The sequence below is a fragment of the Kribbella steppae genome, assembly GCF_004342025.1.
In the GTDB taxonomy this organism is placed as follows: Bacteria; Actinomycetota; Actinomycetes; order Propionibacteriales; family Kribbellaceae; genus Kribbella; species Kribbella steppae.
Genome location: NZ_SLWN01000005.1, coordinates 66,442 through 83,652, shown reverse-complemented (window position 1 = coordinate 83,652; position 17,211 = coordinate 66,442). Strand labels below are relative to the sequence as shown.

At 68.3% G+C, this 17,211-nt stretch carries 19 protein-coding genes and 1 tRNA gene; 9 read left to right on the top strand and 11 right to left on the bottom strand.

The features are described 5' to 3' along the window. Nucleotides 1–46 precede the first annotated feature (46 nt). A complete protein-coding gene (locus tag EV652_RS15245) occupies nucleotides 47–1,066 on the top strand; it encodes a lactonase family protein (protein WP_132209788.1) in 1,020 nt (339 codons plus the stop codon). 21 nt (nucleotides 1,067–1,087) lie between these two features. On the opposite strand, the gene EV652_RS15240 is transcribed toward EV652_RS15245, so the two are convergent. Both EV652_RS15240 and EV652_RS15235 read right to left on the bottom strand, forming a co-directional pair. After that, entirely contained in the window at nucleotides 1,088–2,188 is a 1,101-nt protein-coding gene (locus tag EV652_RS15240; protein WP_132209787.1) for a hypothetical protein, read from the bottom strand. Between the two features lie 83 nt (nucleotides 2,189–2,271). Further along, entirely contained in the window at nucleotides 2,272–2,754 is a 483-nt protein-coding gene (locus tag EV652_RS15235; protein ID WP_132209786.1) for a carboxymuconolactone decarboxylase family protein, read from the bottom strand. Nucleotides 2,755–2,906: 152 nt separating this feature from the next. Here EV652_RS15235 and EV652_RS15230 point away from each other — a divergent pair, with 152 nt between their 5' ends. Together EV652_RS15230 and EV652_RS15225 are read left to right on the top strand one after the other, a co-directional pair. Beyond that, nucleotides 2,907–3,797 carry an RNA polymerase sigma-70 factor gene (locus EV652_RS15230; protein WP_132209785.1) on the top strand — a complete coding sequence of 297 codons (891 nt, stop codon included), beginning with the start codon at nucleotides 2,907–2,909 and terminating at the stop codon, nucleotides 3,795–3,797. Between the two features lie 175 nt (nucleotides 3,798–3,972). Next, complete coding sequence (locus EV652_RS15225) at nucleotides 3,973–5,367, top strand: vanadium-dependent haloperoxidase (RefSeq protein WP_132209784.1); 1,395 nt, start codon at nucleotides 3,973–3,975, stop codon at nucleotides 5,365–5,367. Between the two features lie 80 nt (nucleotides 5,368–5,447). Here EV652_RS15225 and EV652_RS15220 read toward each other — a convergent pair whose 3' ends face one another. Beyond that, nucleotides 5,448–6,239, bottom strand: a complete 792-nt coding sequence (locus EV652_RS15220; RefSeq protein ID WP_132209783.1) for a class I SAM-dependent methyltransferase — start codon at nucleotides 6,237–6,239, stop codon at nucleotides 5,448–5,450. A gap of 168 nt (nucleotides 6,240–6,407) precedes the next feature. Beyond that, nucleotides 6,408–6,493 (bottom strand) — tRNA-Tyr (locus EV652_RS15215). Between the two features lie 82 nt (nucleotides 6,494–6,575). Between EV652_RS15215 and EV652_RS15210 the strand changes: the two genes are divergently transcribed. Further along, nucleotides 6,576–7,067: a YajQ family cyclic di-GMP-binding protein gene (locus tag EV652_RS15210; RefSeq protein ID WP_132209782.1), complete on the top strand. Its 492-nt coding sequence runs from the start codon at nucleotides 6,576–6,578 to the stop codon at nucleotides 7,065–7,067. A 69-nt stretch (nucleotides 7,068–7,136) separates the two neighbouring features. Then, entirely contained in the window at nucleotides 7,137–8,069 is a 933-nt protein-coding gene (locus EV652_RS15205) for a phosphotransferase enzyme family protein (RefSeq protein ID WP_158441163.1), read from the top strand. Here the strand turns inward: EV652_RS15205 and EV652_RS15200 are convergent. After that, entirely contained in the window at nucleotides 8,066–9,310 is a 1,245-nt protein-coding gene (locus EV652_RS15200; RefSeq protein WP_132209780.1) for a vanadium-dependent haloperoxidase, read from the bottom strand. The genes EV652_RS15205 and EV652_RS15200 overlap by 4 nt on opposite strands. Beyond that, entirely contained in the window at nucleotides 9,310–9,600 is a 291-nt protein-coding gene (locus EV652_RS15195) for a hypothetical protein (protein WP_132209779.1), read from the bottom strand. The genes EV652_RS15200 and EV652_RS15195 overlap by 1 nt, the downstream gene beginning before the upstream one ends. Nucleotides 9,601–9,734: 134 nt before the next feature. On the opposite strand from EV652_RS15195, the gene EV652_RS45265 reads away from it, so the two are divergent. Next, a complete protein-coding gene (locus tag EV652_RS45265) occupies nucleotides 9,735–10,481 on the top strand; it encodes a helix-turn-helix transcriptional regulator (protein ID WP_132209778.1) in 747 nt (248 codons plus the stop codon). 45 nt (nucleotides 10,482–10,526) lie between these two features. Here the strand turns inward: EV652_RS45265 and EV652_RS15185 are convergent, their stop codons facing one another. Together EV652_RS15185 and EV652_RS15180 are read right to left on the bottom strand one after the other, a co-directional pair. Continuing rightward, nucleotides 10,527–11,258 carry a hypothetical protein gene (locus EV652_RS15185; protein WP_132209777.1) on the bottom strand — a complete coding sequence of 244 codons (732 nt, stop codon included), beginning with the start codon at nucleotides 11,256–11,258 and terminating at the stop codon, nucleotides 10,527–10,529. A gap of 10 nt (nucleotides 11,259–11,268) precedes the next feature. After that, on the bottom strand, nucleotides 11,269–12,054 hold the full coding sequence (locus EV652_RS15180; RefSeq protein ID WP_132209776.1) for an AraC family transcriptional regulator: 786 nt from the start codon (nucleotides 12,052–12,054) through the stop codon (nucleotides 11,269–11,271). 103 nt (nucleotides 12,055–12,157) lie between these two features. Between EV652_RS15180 and EV652_RS15175 the strand changes: the two genes are divergently transcribed. Both EV652_RS15175 and EV652_RS15170 read left to right on the top strand, forming a co-directional pair. Further along, nucleotides 12,158–13,018, top strand: coding sequence for a phytanoyl-CoA dioxygenase family protein (locus EV652_RS15175; RefSeq protein ID WP_199238203.1), 861 nt, complete (start codon nucleotides 12,158–12,160; stop codon nucleotides 13,016–13,018). After that, nucleotides 13,015–13,320, top strand: a complete 306-nt coding sequence (locus EV652_RS15170; protein ID WP_132209775.1) for a hypothetical protein — start codon at nucleotides 13,015–13,017, stop codon at nucleotides 13,318–13,320. Before EV652_RS15175 ends, EV652_RS15170 begins: the two co-directional genes overlap by 4 nt. Here EV652_RS15170 and EV652_RS15165 read toward each other — a convergent pair. Beyond that, nucleotides 13,310–14,803: an HD domain-containing phosphohydrolase gene (locus EV652_RS15165; protein ID WP_132209774.1), complete on the bottom strand. Its 1,494-nt coding sequence runs from the start codon at nucleotides 14,801–14,803 to the stop codon at nucleotides 13,310–13,312. The two genes, EV652_RS15170 and EV652_RS15165, sit on opposite strands and share 11 nt — an antisense overlap. Before the next feature lie 83 nt (nucleotides 14,804–14,886). Between EV652_RS15165 and EV652_RS15160 the strand changes: the two genes are divergently transcribed. Continuing rightward, complete coding sequence (locus EV652_RS15160) at nucleotides 14,887–16,056, top strand: MFS transporter (protein ID WP_132209773.1); 1,170 nt, start codon at nucleotides 14,887–14,889, stop codon at nucleotides 16,054–16,056. A 42-nt stretch (nucleotides 16,057–16,098) separates the two neighbouring features. Here the strand turns inward: EV652_RS15160 and EV652_RS15155 are convergent, their stop codons facing one another. Further along, on the bottom strand, nucleotides 16,099–16,779 hold the full coding sequence (locus tag EV652_RS15155; protein ID WP_132209772.1) for an alpha/beta fold hydrolase: 681 nt from the start codon (nucleotides 16,777–16,779) through the stop codon (nucleotides 16,099–16,101). Further along, nucleotides 16,779–17,204, bottom strand: a complete 426-nt coding sequence (locus EV652_RS15150; RefSeq protein WP_132209771.1) for a MarR family winged helix-turn-helix transcriptional regulator — start codon at nucleotides 17,202–17,204, stop codon at nucleotides 16,779–16,781. The genes EV652_RS15155 and EV652_RS15150 overlap by 1 nt, the downstream gene beginning before the upstream one ends. Nucleotides 17,205–17,211: the final 7 nt, after the last annotated feature.

Genomic DNA, 17,211 nt, shown 5'->3' with positions numbered 1-17,211 from the left:
GGACACCACCGTGCCGCTGCAACCGTGACCTGGCAGGGTAGGGGCTATGACTTCTGAGCGGATCTATGTCGGGAGCTACACGAGTCAGCCGGGTGGCGGGCAGGGCATCGGGTTCGGACCGCTGGCGGGGATCGGGCTGGTCGCGACGACGGCCGATCCGTCCTTCCTGGTCAGGTCCGCGGACGGGCGCTTCCTCTACGTCACGAACGAGACCGAGAACGGGAGGGTCAGCGCGTTCGCGATCCAGCCGGACGGTGCGCTGGAGCCGGTGAACGAGCAGCCGACCGGCGGCGACCACCCATGCCACCTGGACATCGACCCGTCCGGCCGTTTCCTGGTGTCGGCCAGCTACACGTCCGGCTCGGTCGCGATCCACCCGATCGCGGCGGACGGCTCGCTCGGCGAGGCTACCCAGGTGGTGCAGCGCGAGGGCAGCGGGCCGAACAAGGAGCGCCAGGAGGGTCCGCACGCGCATCAGATCGCGTTCGACCCGTCCGGTACGTACACCTTCGACGTCGACCTCGGCACGGACTCCGTCTATGTGTCCACGCTGACCGAGGACGGCCGGCTGGAGGAGGTCGACCGGCTGCACATCCACCCGGGCGCGGGTCCGCGGCACATGGTGTTCCACCCGAGCGCCGGAGCGGCGTACGTGATCAACGAGCTCGACTCGACGCTGACCGTGTGCAGCTACGCCGACGGCAAACTGCAGGTCGTGCAGACCGCCTCGACCCGGCCGGCCGACTCCCCGGGCGAGAACTTCCCGGCCGAGCTGCTGATCTCCGCCGACGGCCGGCACCTGTACGGCTCCAACCGCGGCGACGACACGGTCGCGGTCTTCGCCATCGCCGGTGACGGCCTGTCGGTCGAGCTCGTCCAGACGATCGACTCCGGCGGCGAATCACCCCGTCACCTTGCCTTCAGCAACGACGGGACCCGCCTCTACGCCGCCAACGAACGCTCCGACGCCATCGCCACCTTCGTCATCGACGCCGCCGACGGCACCCTGATCCCCGACGGCGAGCCGGCGGCGTGGCCCAGGCCGGTCTGCATCCTGCCGGTCTAGAGGGCTTGGGGGTCTTGGGCTTTACGCCTTCGCGGCCAGGTAGAGGCGCAGGATGGTGTCGTAGTCGATGATCTCGGCCGCCGACTCCGTGAGGTCGTCGGCGGTCACAGTCTGCTGGCTGCCGACGACCAGGAGCGTGCGCGGTTCGCTCACCTCGACGCCGTACTTCGTCTGGACGAAGGCCCGGTTCTCGGCCGACGCGAAGTACTCGTCGTACTTGGCGAGCTGAGCGGTGCCCTCGCGGACCGTGGCCGACCGGCGATGCTTCTTGCCGACCTCGCGGAGCGGCAGACCGAGATCGCCGACGATGTGCGTCCCATCAGCGCGCTCCAGGATGAAGTCGGGCGTGAGCGTGTCGTCCTGCCCCTCGAGCGACGGCCGCTGGATCAGCCGGGTCGCGTCGAACGCCGACAGCAGGATGCTCTCGTGCTCGGTCACGAACTCTTCTGCGGTCGCGTCCTGGAGTCCGTGCGCGAGGTAGGTGCTGGTGAAGGCCGCACTCTTGAGGCCCTCGTCATCCCGCGGTGCGCTCAGGGTGGCGACCGGGTCGAGATGGGGCGCTGCGGTGGCGAAGTTGCGGAGGAAGTCCAGGTACTTGTCGGCCGGCTCCGACCGGTGGATCGCGAGGGCGAAGAAGGTCCAGTGGAGTCTGGTCGACGTACCGGCCGAGTGCACGAGCAGGACGCGGTCGAAGGTCGAGTAGTTGCCCGGCGCGAACCGCAGTAGCTGGTCGCCCGGGCCGACGTACGTCTCTCCCAGCATCTTCTGGGCGCTGGGGAACCTGGCGTCCAGCTCGCGGCGCCCGACCTCGGTGGCGACGGTCGCGTCCTTGAGGATGTTCTCGCCGGCCAGTGAGACGACCGGTGAGCCTTCGGCGAGACCGAAGTACTCCTCGACGCTCTGTGCCTTCTGCCGCCGCACCTCCAGGGCCCGGTACTCGCGGCTCACCCCGACCAGCTCGAGGATGTTCCAGTCCGGGGTCTCGGTCAGCACCATCATCCGCGGGTACAGCAGCTGCCCTGGCAACTCGCGGCCGTGGCTGCCGGGCAGATGCTCACTCACGCTCCGTAGGTGGTCGCCCCAGAACTGAGTGTTCACCTTCACGAACTCGGTGGGTTTCAACGCCCGCTCCTCTCGGCCAGTCGGTCGTAAGAGGAAACCACGGCCGGGCCCACCGCTATTCCGGCAGGCCCGGCCGGAATTCGTCAGCTGTCGATGTAGGAGGCGAACATCCCGGGCTGGTAGGAGCCGCCCGGGTTGCGCACGATCACCTGCATCCGGTTGGCCGCGTTGATCAACGCGACCAGGGAGACCAGTGCGGCGATCTGGTCGTCGTCGTAGTGCTTGCGCACCTGCTCCCAGGTGTCGTCGGACACGCCGGTGCCGGCGTCAGCCATCCGCGTGCCTTCCTCGGCCAGCGCCAGCGCGGCCTCCTCGGCCTCGGTGAACACCGTGGACTCGCGCCAGGTGGCGACCAGGTGCAGCCGGACCGAGGTCTCGCCGGCTGCCTCGGCCTCCTTCGTGTGCATATCGGCGCAGAAACCGCAGCCGTTGATCTGGCTGGCCCGCAGGCTGACCAGCTCCTGCGTGAGCTTCGGCAGCGTCGACTGTTCGATCACCATGGCGGCGTTGGCGAACCGCTTGCCGAACTTCGCGGCGACCGGGTTCTCGATCAGGTTGAATCGCATGATGTCGTCCTCATTCGTGGAGTTGCGTAGTGGATGACCACGAGACGTCGGCGACCCGGACCCTGTGACTGTGACGTGAACCACCGAACCCCGGTGTCACAGCGCGGCCGGGAGCGGCGTCTTGTGTAGGAGAGAGTCGAGAGGAACCAGCTATGAGCGAGCGCATGGATTCCGCCACCGAGGCCTTCGTCGCCCACCGCAACTTGCTGTTCACCGTCGCCTACGAGCTGCTCGGCTCGGCCGCCGACGCGGAGGACGTCCTGCAGGAGACCTGGCTGCGGTGGGTGGACGTCGAGCACGACGAGGTGCGGAACCAGCGTGCGTACCTGGTCAAGATCACCACCCGCCAGGCGCTGACCCGGCTGCGCACGCTCGGCCGCCGCAAGGAGTCGTACGTCGGTCCCTGGCTGCCCGAACCGCTCCTGACCGCGCCCGACGTGGCCGAGGACGTCGAGCTGGCCGACAGCGTCTCGATGGCGATGCTGCTGGTCCTGGAGACACTCACCCCGACCGAGCGCGCGGTGTTCGTCCTCCGCGAGGTCTTCGCCCTGGAGTACGACGAGATCGCCGAAGCCGTCGACAAGACCCAGGCCGCCGTCCGCCAGATCGCCCACCGCGCCCGCAGCCATGTCGCCGCCCGCCGCCCCCGCGGTGTCGTGTCGGCGAGCGAGTCCCGGGGCGCGCTCGAAGCTTTCCAGCACGCCATCGAAACCGGTGACCTGCAGAGCCTGCTCGATCTGCTCGCGCCGGACGTCGTACTCCTCGGCGACGGTGGCGGAGTGCGGCAGGCCGTCCCGCACCCCGTCGTGGGAGCCGAGAAGGTGGCCCGCCTGCTGTCGCTCGGGCTCCCCAACCTCACCGGCGACGTGTCCGTCGAGCCGGTCCAGATCAACGGCAGCCCGGCCCTGATCGTCCGGATCAACGGCGAGATCGACGACGTCGTCGCCATGCGCATCGACAACGGCCTCGTCACCGGCCTCTACATCGTCCGCAACCCCGAAAAACTCTCCCGCGTAGAACAGGCCATCCCGGTCACCCGCTGACCCGGTGTCTCCGCAGGTCAGGGGCTGTTTTCCTGCTGGTGGCAGGTGCAGGGTTCGAACGGAAGCCGTCCGTGATTGCCCGGCCGCGACGCGTTGACCAACCCATCGGGCAGTCATAGCGTCGAAAAGAGGCCCGTGATCCGATGCTCCGGGCATTTCTCGAGGGGGGCCCATCGTGGCCAGAATTCGTGCTGCCCTGTCCCGCGTCAAACTCGCCGTCGGAGCGGTCGTCGTGGTCGCTCTGCTGACGCCGACCACCGGAGCCGCCGTCTCTGCGGCGCCGCGAGGTCCGGCGGTGACGAGCGGTACCGCGGTGAGTGGCAACGCGGTGGTCAAGTGGAACGAGACGGCCGCGACGGCCGCGCTCACCGCCACGCTCGCACCGACCTCCAACCCACTGCACGAGTCCCGGATGTACGCGATGATGCACATCGCCATCCACGACGCGCTGAACGCCATCTCTCCGCGCTCGCGCCCCTACGCGTTCCACGGCCGCGCGCGGCACGCCTCCCCAGAGGCTGCGATCGCCGCCGCCGCGAGAACCTCATTGGTCGCTGCCCTGACGGACCTGACGCCACCGTTCACCGACACCGCCGCCGCGATCGCAGGCGTCGAGGCTGCCTACACCGCCGCACTGGCCGCTATCCCCGACAGCTTGGCGAAGCTGGACGGCATCGCGCTCGGGAAGAAATCGGCGTACACGATCCTCGCCAAGCGGGCTGACGACGGCGCTTCGACGGTCCTGCTGATCGACTCCGGCTTCCCACAAGGCGTCAACCCCGGCGAGTATCGCTTCACTCCCGGTTTCCCGTTCGCCTTCGCGCCCACCTGGGGAGAGGTGAGGCCGTTCGCACTCAGGTCCGCCGGACAGTTCAAGATCGAGCCGCCCTTCGCCCTCACCTCCAAGCGGTACACCGCCGACTTCAACGAGGTGAAGCGACTCGGTGGTGACGGCATCACCACGCCGAGCGCACGCACCGCCGACGAGACCCAGATGGCCCGGCACTGGGTCGAGAGTTCACCGCTGCAGTGGAACCGCGTCGCCCGCCAGTTGGCAACGACCCAGCACCTGGATCTCTGGCAGAGCGCCCGCCTGTTCGGCCTGCTCGACATCGCCCTGACCGACGGTTACATCGCGACCTTCGACGTGAAGTACAAGCTGCTGTTCTGGCGCCCGGTCACCGCGATCCAGCTGGCCGCAACAGACGGCAACCCCACCACCACTGCCGACCCGACCTGGACCCCGCTGGTGCCCACTCCGCCGATCCCGGACCACGACTCCGGCCACAGCGTCGAGGGCGGCGCCGCGGCCGCCGTACTCCGCGGCTTCTTCAAGACCGACCGGATGAACTTCTCGCTGTGTAGCTACACCGCCTTAGCCGGGAGCACCTGCACCGACGCCAACCCGGCGATCCGCCACTACACCAGCTTCTCCCAGGCCTCCAACGAGAACGCCCGCTCCCGGGTCCTGGTCGGCTTCCACTTCACCCACGCCACCACCGAAGGCGCCCAACACGGCACCAAGATCGGCCGCCTGACCGTCAACAACTACCTCCAACCCCACCACTAACCAGCCGGCCACAACAACAGCCCCTGCCCTGCGTTCCCACAGGTCAGGGGCTGGTTGGCGCTGGCGGCAGGTGCACGGGCCTAGGACCTCTTGACCGCCTTGGTGGCGAAGTAGCCAGGCAGCCAGCCGGCCGTTGCCTCCGACTGGTGTGGCGCGTCGGCGAAGCCGGTGATGGCGAACCCCGCGGCGGTCTGCCCGCCGATCTGCTCGGTGAGCGTGTGGCTGTACTCCAGCGGCGAGTCGGCGCCCCACAGCCGCTCCCGCTCGCCTGGCTCCAGATGGGTGACGTCGCTGTACGGCAGGCGGTGCCGCACGACCAGCTCGCCGCGCGTGTCCATCGCGTCCGCGTCGAAGAGGTAGATGTCCGGGTTGACGAAGCCGGACAGCAGCGTGCCGCCCGGCCGCAGCACGCGGTGGCACTCCCGCCAGACCGGAGCTAGCTCGGGGATGAAGAGGTTGGAGACCGGGTGCACGATCAGGTCGAACGAGGCGTCCGGGAACCCGCTCAGGTCGCGCGCGTCACCGAGCACGGTACGCACGTCGAGCCCCTCCCGCGCGGCGACCATCTCGTCCTGCGCGAGCTGGCCGGGCGAGTTGTCGAAGACGGTCACCCGCGCGCCGGCCGCGGCGAGCACCGGACCCTGCTGCCCGCCGCCGGAGGCGAGGCAGAGCACGTCGCAGGCGGCGATGTCCGGAGGGAACCAGGTCGGGTCGACTGGCTCGTACCCGATGAGCACGATGGACCACTCACCGGCCCGCGCCTTCGCGACCACCTCGGGTGTCACCGGCCGCGACCACTCGTTGCCCTTCTCCACCTCGCGGTCCCAGGCGCGGCGGTTGTGGGCGACAGGATCTGTGTGCGGCTCGTTCATGCGCCGAATGCTAGCCGCGGTACTGCAGCGAGCAGTCGAGCGCGACGAGACCTCCTGACAGCCAGGGCAGAATGAGGGCAGGACCAGCCGTGGACAAGCCGTAACGACCGGACAACACGAAAGAGCCCCTGGCCCTGCGTTTCCGCAGGTCAGGGGCTGGTTTACAGCTGGTGGCGGGTGCAGGGTTCGAACCTGCGTAGGCATACGCCGACAGATTTACAGTCTGCTCCCTTTGGCCGCTCGGGCAACCCGCCAGGGTGCTGCCGGTTCGTGAACCGGCGTGGGAGACGATACAACAGACAGTGCCCCTGACAGCAAATCGGAAAGGAACTGCCCATGGCTTCGGAGTCCTCCTTCGACATTGTGAACAAGGTCGACCGTCAGGAGGTGGACAACGCCGTGAACCAGGCGGCGAAGGAGATCAGCCAGCGGTTCGACTTCAAGAACGTGGACGCGGGGATCAAGTGGTCGGGTGAGGCCATCGACCTGCAGGCGAACACCGAGGAGCGGGTGAACGCCGTCCTCGACGTGTTCAAGGACAAGCTGGTCAAGCGGCAGATCTCGCTCAAGGGCCTGGAGGCGGACGAGCCGAAGCTGTCCGGGAAGGTCTACAAGATCAACGCCTCGATCAGCGCCGGCATCACCCAGGAGAACGCGAAGAAGCTGTCCAAGCTGATCCGCGACGAGGGCCCGAAGGGCGTCAAGGCACAGATCCAGGGCGAGGAGCTGCGGGTCTCCAGCAAGAGCCGCGATGACCTGCAGTCGGTCCAGGCGCTCATCAAGGGCCAGGACCTCGACTTCGCCGTCCAGTTCGTCAACTACCGCTGACCTTCGGGCACGCCGGCCTGCCCGGTAAAGCGGTCGCATCGCGGCCGGTAGCCGGGCATGCTGGCGGGCGTGAGGAAGCTGCAGCGGTGGGTGCTGGAGGACTTCGGGCTTGATGTGGTGGAGCTCTCACCGGTCGGGCACGGGGCTGACGTGGCGGCCCAGGTATGGAGGGCGGCCACGGCCACCAACACGTACGCCGTGAAGTGGAGCGGGGCCGGCACCAATACGGGCCACCAGGTGGCGGCGTACTTGGCGGACGTCGGCCTGCAAGGCATCCCCGAGCTGATCCGGACCATGGAGGGCGGCCTGTGGAGCTTCCACGGGAAGAAGCGCCTCACCATCACACCGTGGATCGACGGCGTCCGTGCGGCCGAGACAGGCCTCACCACCGAGCAGTGGACTGAGTACGGCGTACTCCTCCAGCGAGTGCACTCGTCAGAGCTACCAGAACGACTCCGCGACGCGCTACCTCGGCACAGCCCAGTCGACGCCCGCATCCCCGGGCTGGCCGCGCAGCTGCAGACCCGGCTCACCACGCAAGCGCCGGAGGACGACCTCGAGGCCGAGCTCGCCGCCGTCTGGAAAGAGCACCAGGACACCATCGCCCACCTGCTGACCGCCCGGCCGCCGGAGCCAGGCGGCCGCAAGGTCGTCTGCCACGCCGACCCCCACCTCGGCAATGTCCTGGTCGACGGCCACGTCCACCTGATCGACTGGGACGACGTCGTACTGGCGCCACGCGAGCAGGACCTCATGTTCATGCTTGGCGGCATGGGCTCCATCGGCCCCACCACGCCCGAACAGCTCACAGCCTTCTTCACCGGGTACGGCGACGTCGACCTGGACCAGGACGCCATCGCCTACTACCGCCACACCCGAGCCCTCGAAGACGTCGCCCTCTGGGCAGAACAGGCCCTCACCGGCCCCGACCGCGAGGACTGTGTGGACATCCTCAGCGGTGTACTCGGGGCCGGCGGTCTCGCCCGACTGGCGCTGCCCTAGCGGAAGCGGTGGGTTGTCCAGTTGGCGACGTTGGTGCCTAGCTGGTCGCCGTCATGCATGGCGTGGCGGAAGTGGAGGCCGGAGAGGATCCGGGCCTCGCGGACGTCGTGGCGGATGGCGGACAGCTTGTCGTAGTGGCGGGTGGTGCCCGTGACCTGGCTGTCGATCGAGAGCTTCAGCCTGCTGGTGTGGAAGAAGGACTCCAAGGCTCGAGTGGTGGCTGCGGTGAAGCAGGCGTGGCCCGAGGGGTAATCCGGGTGGTTGGCGCCGAGGAGCGGTTGCCACGTGGGGTCGGCCGTCGTACGTGGGTTGCCGTCGGTGTCGGCGCGCTGGATGGCGTGGACCGGCCGCCAGAAGCGGTAGTGGTACTTGGCATCCCAGCACGCGATCAGAGCGTCCCCAGTCGTCACGTGGACCAGAGCCAGCATCCTGGCCGCCTCGGACAGTGAGAGGTGCCGCTCGGTCGCCAGCCGCACCAGAGCGCGGCTCCACTGCTGGGCAGTGTGCTCCGACCAGAACATCGCTGTCTCAGTCTGTACGGCGGTCCGCGTCGTACTGTCCTTGCGGCCGAGTGCAGCGACCTCAGCCACGTCACGGGCGTACTGCTTGCTCGTGACCGCAACAGGACCATCGGGCCGGAACTGTGCGCGGGAACGCAGCGTCAGCGGCCTGACCTGGGTGAGGACCAGGTCGACCTGCGGAGTCGCCGCGGTCGGTTCCCACACTCCCGGTCCCGGCTGCCGCTGCACGTACGCCACCGAGGTGTTGAAGCCGTCTCCTGCTCGCCACGCGAGTACGGCGGCTGCCACCGCACGTCCCAGCGTGATCCCCCGAGTCTTGGCCTTCCCGTCCGGCACATCGGCCAGGTAGTCGGCATAGGTGACATCAAGCCCCGCAGCCGGAACCCGAGCCTTCAGTACGTCGTACGCCGCAGTGGCGACCGCAGACGCCGCAGACGCCTGCCGATCGGGACGTACGGCGGCCACGTACGGCCGGCCGTATCCCAGCCCGGCCACAGTGTCGGCGATCGCGATGTGCACGATCCCCATCAGCACCTCGCTACTTGCCGGCGGCCGGCCGCCAGCGACGATCGACTGCGTCGCCACCCGACTCCAGTCGAGCACCGGCGCAGCAGAAGCCTTTGCGCCGGCTACTGCGGTTGCTGCAGGCGACCAGGCGGTTGCGGTGAGCAGGGCACAGGTGGCCAGCAGCGCCGGCCACCTCCACACACGTCGAAACATCACCGAGTCCCTGCCTGCACCGCGCCGGCCGAGATCCGCGGCATCCGCCTACCGGCAAGGGCCGTGACGACGGCTGCAGCAATGGCCGCCAGCAGCATCAGCCCGACCACCTGCAGCACGGACAGCCCGGTCTCGACAACGGCGGCCGGCGACCGCGGAGCGTCGTACGCAACTCCAGGACCGGTGTCCGGATCATGCGGTGGGATCTTGGCGTACGCCGTACCCGACAGTGCGACGACGGTGACCAGTAGTGCGGCCGACAGACCGGCCAGACGAGACAAGCGCTTCATGGGTCTTTCCCTCCCGATTGTGGAACTTCCACGACCAACCGTGGCCGCGTCGGACCGCCCACAGCCATACGTAGTTCGACGTATTCGCGGATCGCCGCAGCGGGCTTAGCCTGAGTCGAGGGGAGGGGTACGTCATGGTGGAGCAGTTGACTGTCACCGAGCGCGACCTGCGCAGGATGTTGGACGTGATCGACCGGGGGCGGCAGGCAGGGCCTGACGAGGTGTTTCCGCGCGAGCTGATGCGGGCGCTCGCCGAGCTGATCCCGGCCGACGACGTCACGTTCCAGGTGAGCCGGCCGCTGGATCGCGAGTTCGTCGCGTACGAGGAGGTCACCCTGCAGGATGTCTACCCCGGTGAAGGCTGGGAGGACTTGTTCTGGCGGTCCTACTGGGGCGAGGACGTGTGCAGCCGGCCGCAACGGACCGGTGATTACGAGAGCGTCTGGAAGATCTCCGACTATCTGTCCACCAGTCAGCTGGCGAGGTCACCAATCGGTGAGTGGTTCCGGGTGATCGGCGTCCGCAGCGAGATCGCCGTACCGTTCCCGGCGAGCGGAGCCGAGGACCGTCGGCTGCTGCTGTTCCGCGGCACCGGCCGCGACTTCACCGAACGCGAGCGGCTGCTGCTCCGGATGCTCCGGCCGCACTTCATCGAGGCGCATCGCGACCTCGAACGCCGCCGGGCCGGCATCCCGGATCTGACCAGCCGGCAACTGCAGCTCCTGCGTCTCGTTGCCGAGGGCCACAGCAACACCCAGATCGCCCGCCGGCTGTTCGTTGCTGAAGGCACCGTTCGCAAGCACTTGGAGAACATCTACGAGCGCCTCGGCGTCAGCAGCCGCACGGCCGCCGTCGCAACAGCATTCCCACTCTCGGCCTGATCACCCGCGCCGCAACCGGACGCTCGAGCACCGCAGCCGGCCTGATCAGCTGTGCCGCATCCAGATGTTCGGCTCGCGGTAGACGCCGACGTCGGCCGCGCGGTCGAGCTCCAGCAGCGTCAGCCCGTCGGGGATGACGTAGGACCCGGACTCCGGGAACACCATGCCGGTCCACTTCTCCCAGTCGGCGACGCTTCCGGTCATCGTCTGAGACTCCGGCGCCGGCGCGAGGATCGTCGCACCCAGGCGGACGTGCGTACGCACCCACGGATCGAGCGGCAGCCCGTCCTCCCGCGTCCAGGTCATGAACGACGCGATATCGGTCAACGGATAGGAAGACTTCAGCGTCGGCCGGACCGGCGCGATCACCTGCGGCAGCCCACCGTCAGCCGCGCGCTCCCGCACCGCACTGATCACCCGGCCGGCATGCCCCTTGCCCTGCTCGTCGTTCCGTACGGCGGCCGCCATCAGCACGAACGTGTTCGGTACGACGCCCTCCTCGTACGACGTGACTGCCCGAGCCAGCGAGTCGGTGAATCCACCCGGAAGGTCGTCGACCGTCGTGTCCCACGCGATCGGCACACCCCAGCACCCCGCGATCAGCCGACCGGCGGAGACCAGGTAGAACTCCCACTCCCGGAAGTACTCCACCCGCCGCTCCCTGTACTTCTTCACCTCCAGGTCATGAAAGATGAACTCCGGCCAGTTCTCGACAAACCGCCGTCCGGCTTCCTCATCCAGCTCAGGCGCCTCGCCCACCGGTATCAGCTCGTACATACCGGGAACGCTAACCCGCCGGTGTCGTGCCGGCCACCGCGTTTCGGACTGCTCGCGGTGAGCCGCCCAGTTCACGGCGGCAGGTCTTGTTGAAGGCTTGGAGGTCCGGGATGCCGACCGACGCCGCGACGGCCGGGATCGACAGCGTCGACGAGACGAGGAGGTGGAGAGCGCGGGTCATCCGGCGCTGACGGATGTAGGCGATCACGGTCAGCCCGGTCTCGGCGTGGAAGAGGCGGGTCAGGTGGTTGTGCGAGACGCCGGCCATCCGGGCCAGCGCCGGGATGGTGAGCGGCTGGGCCAGGTTCGCCTCGATGTAGGCGATCGCCGCCGACACGGCAGGGTGGGTCGCGTCCTCGGCGCTGGACGACGATCCCAGCTCCGCGATCCGCCACAACGCCGTCCACACCTCGGCCGTTACCCGTGCGGAACCTGACGGCGACGACTCCAGGGCCGAGCGCAGCAGATCGGCCAGCACCGGCGCGGCTGCGCCCGCATCCTGTACGACGGGCAGGTACGACGGCTCGCCGACAGCCGCCGGCCGGAAGTGCACGTACAGGTGCTCCGACCGACCGCGGTAGTCGAACTGCACCTGCGCCCCGGCCGGGGTCAGGCTGACGTACCCGGGTGCCACGGCGTACGTCGTACCGTCGACCGTCAGCTCGGCCGAGTAGCTGTACAGATGCAGCTGCCACAGGTCCGGCAGCCGGAACACATCCCGCAGGCTCCGCACGCCGTGGATCCCCACGCCGACGTTGACAACGTCCGGCGGCGCAGCCAGGGGCAACTCGATCATGGTGAGAAATTACCACTAGTGGTGAACACATCCAACGCGCGACAACGCTGTCTGAACTTAGCCTGGTGGAGTAGTTACCACTTCCCCCCCGAGAGGGAGACTCATGCCCCATCCGCATCGCAAGAACCTGCTCACCTCGGTTCAGATGGCGCATTTCGTGGCCACCGGGTCGTTCCGGATGGACGCCGTCGTCCCGGACGACATGAACCAGCAGGCGATCGACGTACTGAAGGCCGGCATTCCCGGCGTTCCGTACGGCACGCCGCTGTCGGACGCGTTCACCAGCAGCGACTTCGTCCAGCGGCTGGTTCAGCTGCCCGAGGTTGCCGGCGCCATCCACAGCCTGGTCGGGCCCGAGCCGACCGTCGACCACCACGCAGTGCACATCCGCAAGGCCAATGAGGGCGAGGCGCAGAACCTGCACGGTGACGCGATCATCGACGTCCGCCCGGATGCGTTCGACGTACAGCTCATGTACTACCCGCAGGACGTGACGCTCGAGATGGGCGGCACGCTGAGCGTGCCCGGCAGCCACCTGCGCCGGACCAACGAGAGCGACACCGGCCGGTACCAGAACCTGCTCGGCCAGACCCGGCTGGTCTGCCCGGCCGGCACGGTCGTCTTCCTGCACCACGGCATCTGGCACGGCGGCCGGAAGAACGACAGCGACATCGACCGCTACATGTTCAAGATCCGGTTCAACCCGACCGTTCGCCAGGTCCGGTTGTGGAACGTCGAGGACCTGTACGACGAGGAGGTCGCGCGCGAGCTCGACCAGTCGTTCCCCTGGTACGAGAACGCGACCGGCCGGCTGGAGAAGTACAACCGGATCAAGCTGTGGCAGGCCCTCACCGGTGACGACACCTTCGACCCGGAGTTCTGGGTCACCCGGGTGTCCAACCGCCCGACCCGTGTGGTCGCCCAGCGCAGCCAGAACCCGCACGCGAAGAAGGAGATGGTATGACCACCACCGCACCCGTCGCCGCCGGTCAGCAGACGGTCCGCCAGCAGGTGCTGGTGCTCTACCTGGCCTCCTCCGCGCTCGACGCGCGGGTGGTCGGCTGGTCGACGTACGACGGCACCGGCGAGACGTCGCCGACGACAGGGGACAGCGACGTCCCGCCGTACAAGACCGGGCTGGACGCGCTGAAGGACGGTTGGCGACTGTTCCAGGCCGCGCAACTGCTGCCGCCGTTCCCGGGGCGCGAGTACGACGTCTCGTTCCTCAAGCACGAGTTCTTCTTCGAGAAGCTCGTCACTGTGTAAAGAGCCCGTGCTGCATCGCGAACAGCGCTGCACCGGCTCTGGTGGACACACCGATCTTGCCGTAGATGTGCTGGACGTGATGCTCGGCAGTACGGCGTGACACCACCAGCTCGCGGGCTATATCGGCGTTCGACGACCCGCGAGCGAGTAAGCGCAGTACGTCGATCTCCCGCTCGGTGAGACCGGCGGGACGGCTCATCCGGCGGCCGGGCACCTGTTGCCCGGCCGCCGCGAGCACAGCCTTCACACAGCGGCCGTCGAGTCGTCCGGCCGCTGCCTGGCCCAGGATGAGCTCGGCAGCACCCTGAGGTGAGTGCGCGGACCGGTGTGGACGGTCCTGGGTCAGTGCCTGGTAGCAGTCCGCCGCAGCAAGGATCCGTGCGGCGGTGGAGAGCTCACCACCCTTGGCGTGCCGCGGATAGCCACTGCCATCGAGCCTCTCGTGGTGCAGAGCCGCCAGTACGGCGATGGGCTCGAGTACTGGGGATCGGGCGAGGATCCGCTCGGCCTGGTATGGGTGAAGCCGCACCTGCTCCCAATCCGCTCGCCGTAGTGGTCCGGGGCGCTCCCACACGGCTGTAGGTACTGCGACCCTGCCGAGGTCGTGCAGCAGGGCCGCACGCCGCAGAGTCGCTCTCTCTGCTTCCTCGAGGTGCAGCAGCCGCGCAGCCTCGTCAGCGAGTATGGCGACGCCCGTGGAGTGGCCGAAGAGGTACGGCGACTTGAGGTCGACGAAGTAGGCGAAGGTGCGTGCCAGCTCGTCCAGATCCTGTGTGGTGGACCAGGGTTGTGGCTCGGCGTCCAGAGTCGCTTGCCACACGTCGATCTCGTCCAGGTCGGCTACGAGGCTGTCGTCGTACGCCGCGACGATCTCCGGATCCAGCCAGCCGCCTGCCCGCTTCTGCAGTGTCTCGCCGCCCACGATGACTGCCTGGGTTGCAACCTCGGCGACACGGGTGGCGATGTGGATCTCGCTGCCGGCCAGGCCTTTCGGCGTACCTTTGCCGTCCCAGCGCTCCAGGTTCTGGTAGAGCGCTTCGGATGTGGCAGGGCCCAGTCCAAGGCGTTCGGCGAGCATGCTGCCTACTTCGCAGACGGCTCGGAGCAGGTCGGCCTCACCCGCTGCCATGGTGCGGGCGACGTACTGGAAGCGCCTGATGCCGGTGCCTTTGCCGACGTGTCTGAGGTAGTTGAGCGACTCCTTGCGGCTGCTGGAGTCGGTCCGCTCCGCCAACGGGCGCAGCTCGGCCGCACGTGGGCCCAGGAGGTAGAGCTCCTCGTGAGTGGTGGCAGTGCAGCCGAGGTGGCGCAGCAGGGTGGCGTAGTAGATCGTGCGCTTGTCAGCGACTCCGAGGCGGTCAGCGAGGCGCGTCGCGACCAGGCAACTACGGATCGACTTCTCCGGCGGCTGCGCCATGGCGAGATCCAGGCTCACGGACAGTGCGCAGAGCAGCTCTGCGAGTCGCGGATCGTGCTGTCCCATCGCAACCTCCCCTGGATGGGCAGATCTACCGATGCCCCGGTGTCACTCCTACGGCCATTGTGGGCGTGACCAGAGGAGATGCCATGAGTACAGCAGCGACTTCCACCGTTCCGCGACTCATCACGCCGCAGTTCGCGCTGCTCGGCTCCGCCGCACTGGCCTATTTCCTCGCCGACGGACTGCTGGTTCCCGCCGTGCCGCGGTACGTGGCCGGGCAACTTACCGGCGGTAACATCGCGGTCGGTCTGGTGGTCGCCGCGTTCAGCCTGTCGGCCCTGGTACTGCGCCCATGGGCCGGACGACTGGCCGATCGGCACGGCCGGTCACTCGCGATGGTCGGTGGCGGGATCATCTTCGCCACGTCGGTTGCTGCCTACGGTCTGGTCGACTCCGTCGGTGCGCTCTCCGCGCTCAGGCTGCTGACCGGTGTGGGCGACGCGTTCTTCTTCGTCGGCGCCGTCACCGCGATGAGCGACCTCGCCCCGGCCGAACGCCGCGGTGAGGCGATCAGCCTGTTCTCCCTCTCCCTGTACGTCGGCCTCGCCGTCGGCCCGCCGATCGGGGAACTGCTCGTCAACGTGGCGGGATTCACCACGGTCTGGCTGGTCGCCGCCGGTTCCGCGCTTCTCGCCGTACTCCTCGCAGCGCGCGTCGGCGACACCCGCGAGCCGACGACCGCCGAGCCGAGTGCCGGGCCTACGCGTCTCGTCCCGCGTGCGGCCGTCGTACCCGCGCTGCTGTTGCTCGCGCTGGTGTGGGGAATGGCCGGATTCCTGGCGTTCGTGCCGCTCTATGCGCTCGACCTCGGGCTGCCGGGATCCGGGTTCCTGCTCTTCGGCTTCGCCGGGATCGTCGTGGTCATCCGGAGCGTCGGTGCGCGGATCCCCGATCGGTTGGGCGCCGTCCGGAGTGTCCGGATCTCCTTGCTCTGCGCCACGATCGGGCTCGCCGTCATCGGCTGCTGGCGGTCCGCTCCGGGCCTCGTCCTCGGCACCGTCGTCCTCGGTGTCGGCGTCGCTCTCGGCACCCCCGCGATCATGATGCTCGCCCTCGACCGCGCCCCCGCCGCCGAACGCGGCGCTGTCATGGGCACCGTCAGCATGAGCATCGACCTGGCCGCCGGCCTAGGCCCCGCCACCTTCGGCCTGGTCGCCGCCGGCGGAGACCGCGGCACCGGCTTCCTGGCCGCAGCCCTGGTAGCCGCCGCCGGCCTGGCCTTGGCCGCCCGGGGCCGGACCCGATCACCCGCCTAGCGCGTGGTCCGATCCCGGACCTGGTGGCTTTCGAGAAGCGGCCTATGAGAAGACCTGTTCCTGATCGAGCCAGTCGGTGATGGTGGTGAGGATGTAGGGGTCTGCGGGAGCGCCCAGGCCGGCGGCGTGGTGGTCGAGGGCGTCGAACTCGAGGTAGGTGCATCCGATGCCTTCGAGGACGGGGCGGAGGCGTCGGAAAGGCTTGATGACTCTGTCGGCGGTGCCAAGGTAGACGAGCCTGGCCGCGGGGAGGGTGCGGAGTTCGTGGTGCCAGTCGTAGGAGCGGTAGGCGCGCCAGAACTCGAGCGGCGGTCGGGGGAGGCGAGGTTCGCGTTCGAGGCGACGCATCTCGGTGTCGGTGGGGAAGCCGATCGGGGGAATGCCGCCCATGATGAGGGCGGCGGCCCGACCGGTATGTCGGGCCGCTACAGCCGCCATGGCTGCTGGTTGGGAGAAACCCCAGATGGCGAAGCGGTCGATGCCTTCGTGGTCCAGGACCGCCAGGACCTGCTCGCCGATGCTGCCGAAGTCGTAGTTGTCCGGACGGTCGCTGGCGCCGAAGCCGATCGGATGGAGCTGTAGGACGCGGAAGTTGTGCGACAACACAGCGGCCGCGGGGTAGTCGAGTGGTCGGCGGTTGTTCTTCATCAGCACCAGCGCCGGCCCGTCACCACTGATGCGGTACGCGATCCGCGCGCCGTTCAGCGTGACGTGGCTGTACATCAGGCTCGGCTGAAGATGCTCGTCAAGGCGGTGCTGAGGGTACGGCGGGCCGTCGGGCTGAGGTCGGCGGTGAGGTCGTCGATGCGGGTGGTGAAGGCCTTGTGGGCATCGTTGGCCAGCGCGAGGCCGGGATCGGTGAGCTCGATCTGGAAGGCGCGGCGATCGGTCGGGTTGGGGATGCGGGCGACCAGGTCGCGGCGTTCCAGGCGGTCGACCATGCTGGTCAGGCTGGAGCGTTCGATGCTGAGGATGCGGCTCAGCTCCGTCATCCCGAGCGGGCCGGCGAGGAGTACGCAGAGTAGGTGCGCCTGCTGCGGGGTCAGGCCGAGCGGCCGGCTCGTCTCGGCGTACAGATCCTGCAGGACGTGCATCGTCTGGACGAGCGCGCCGGCCAGCTCCGCGTCCTGCGCTGTCGTGGTCGCCATACCTCCA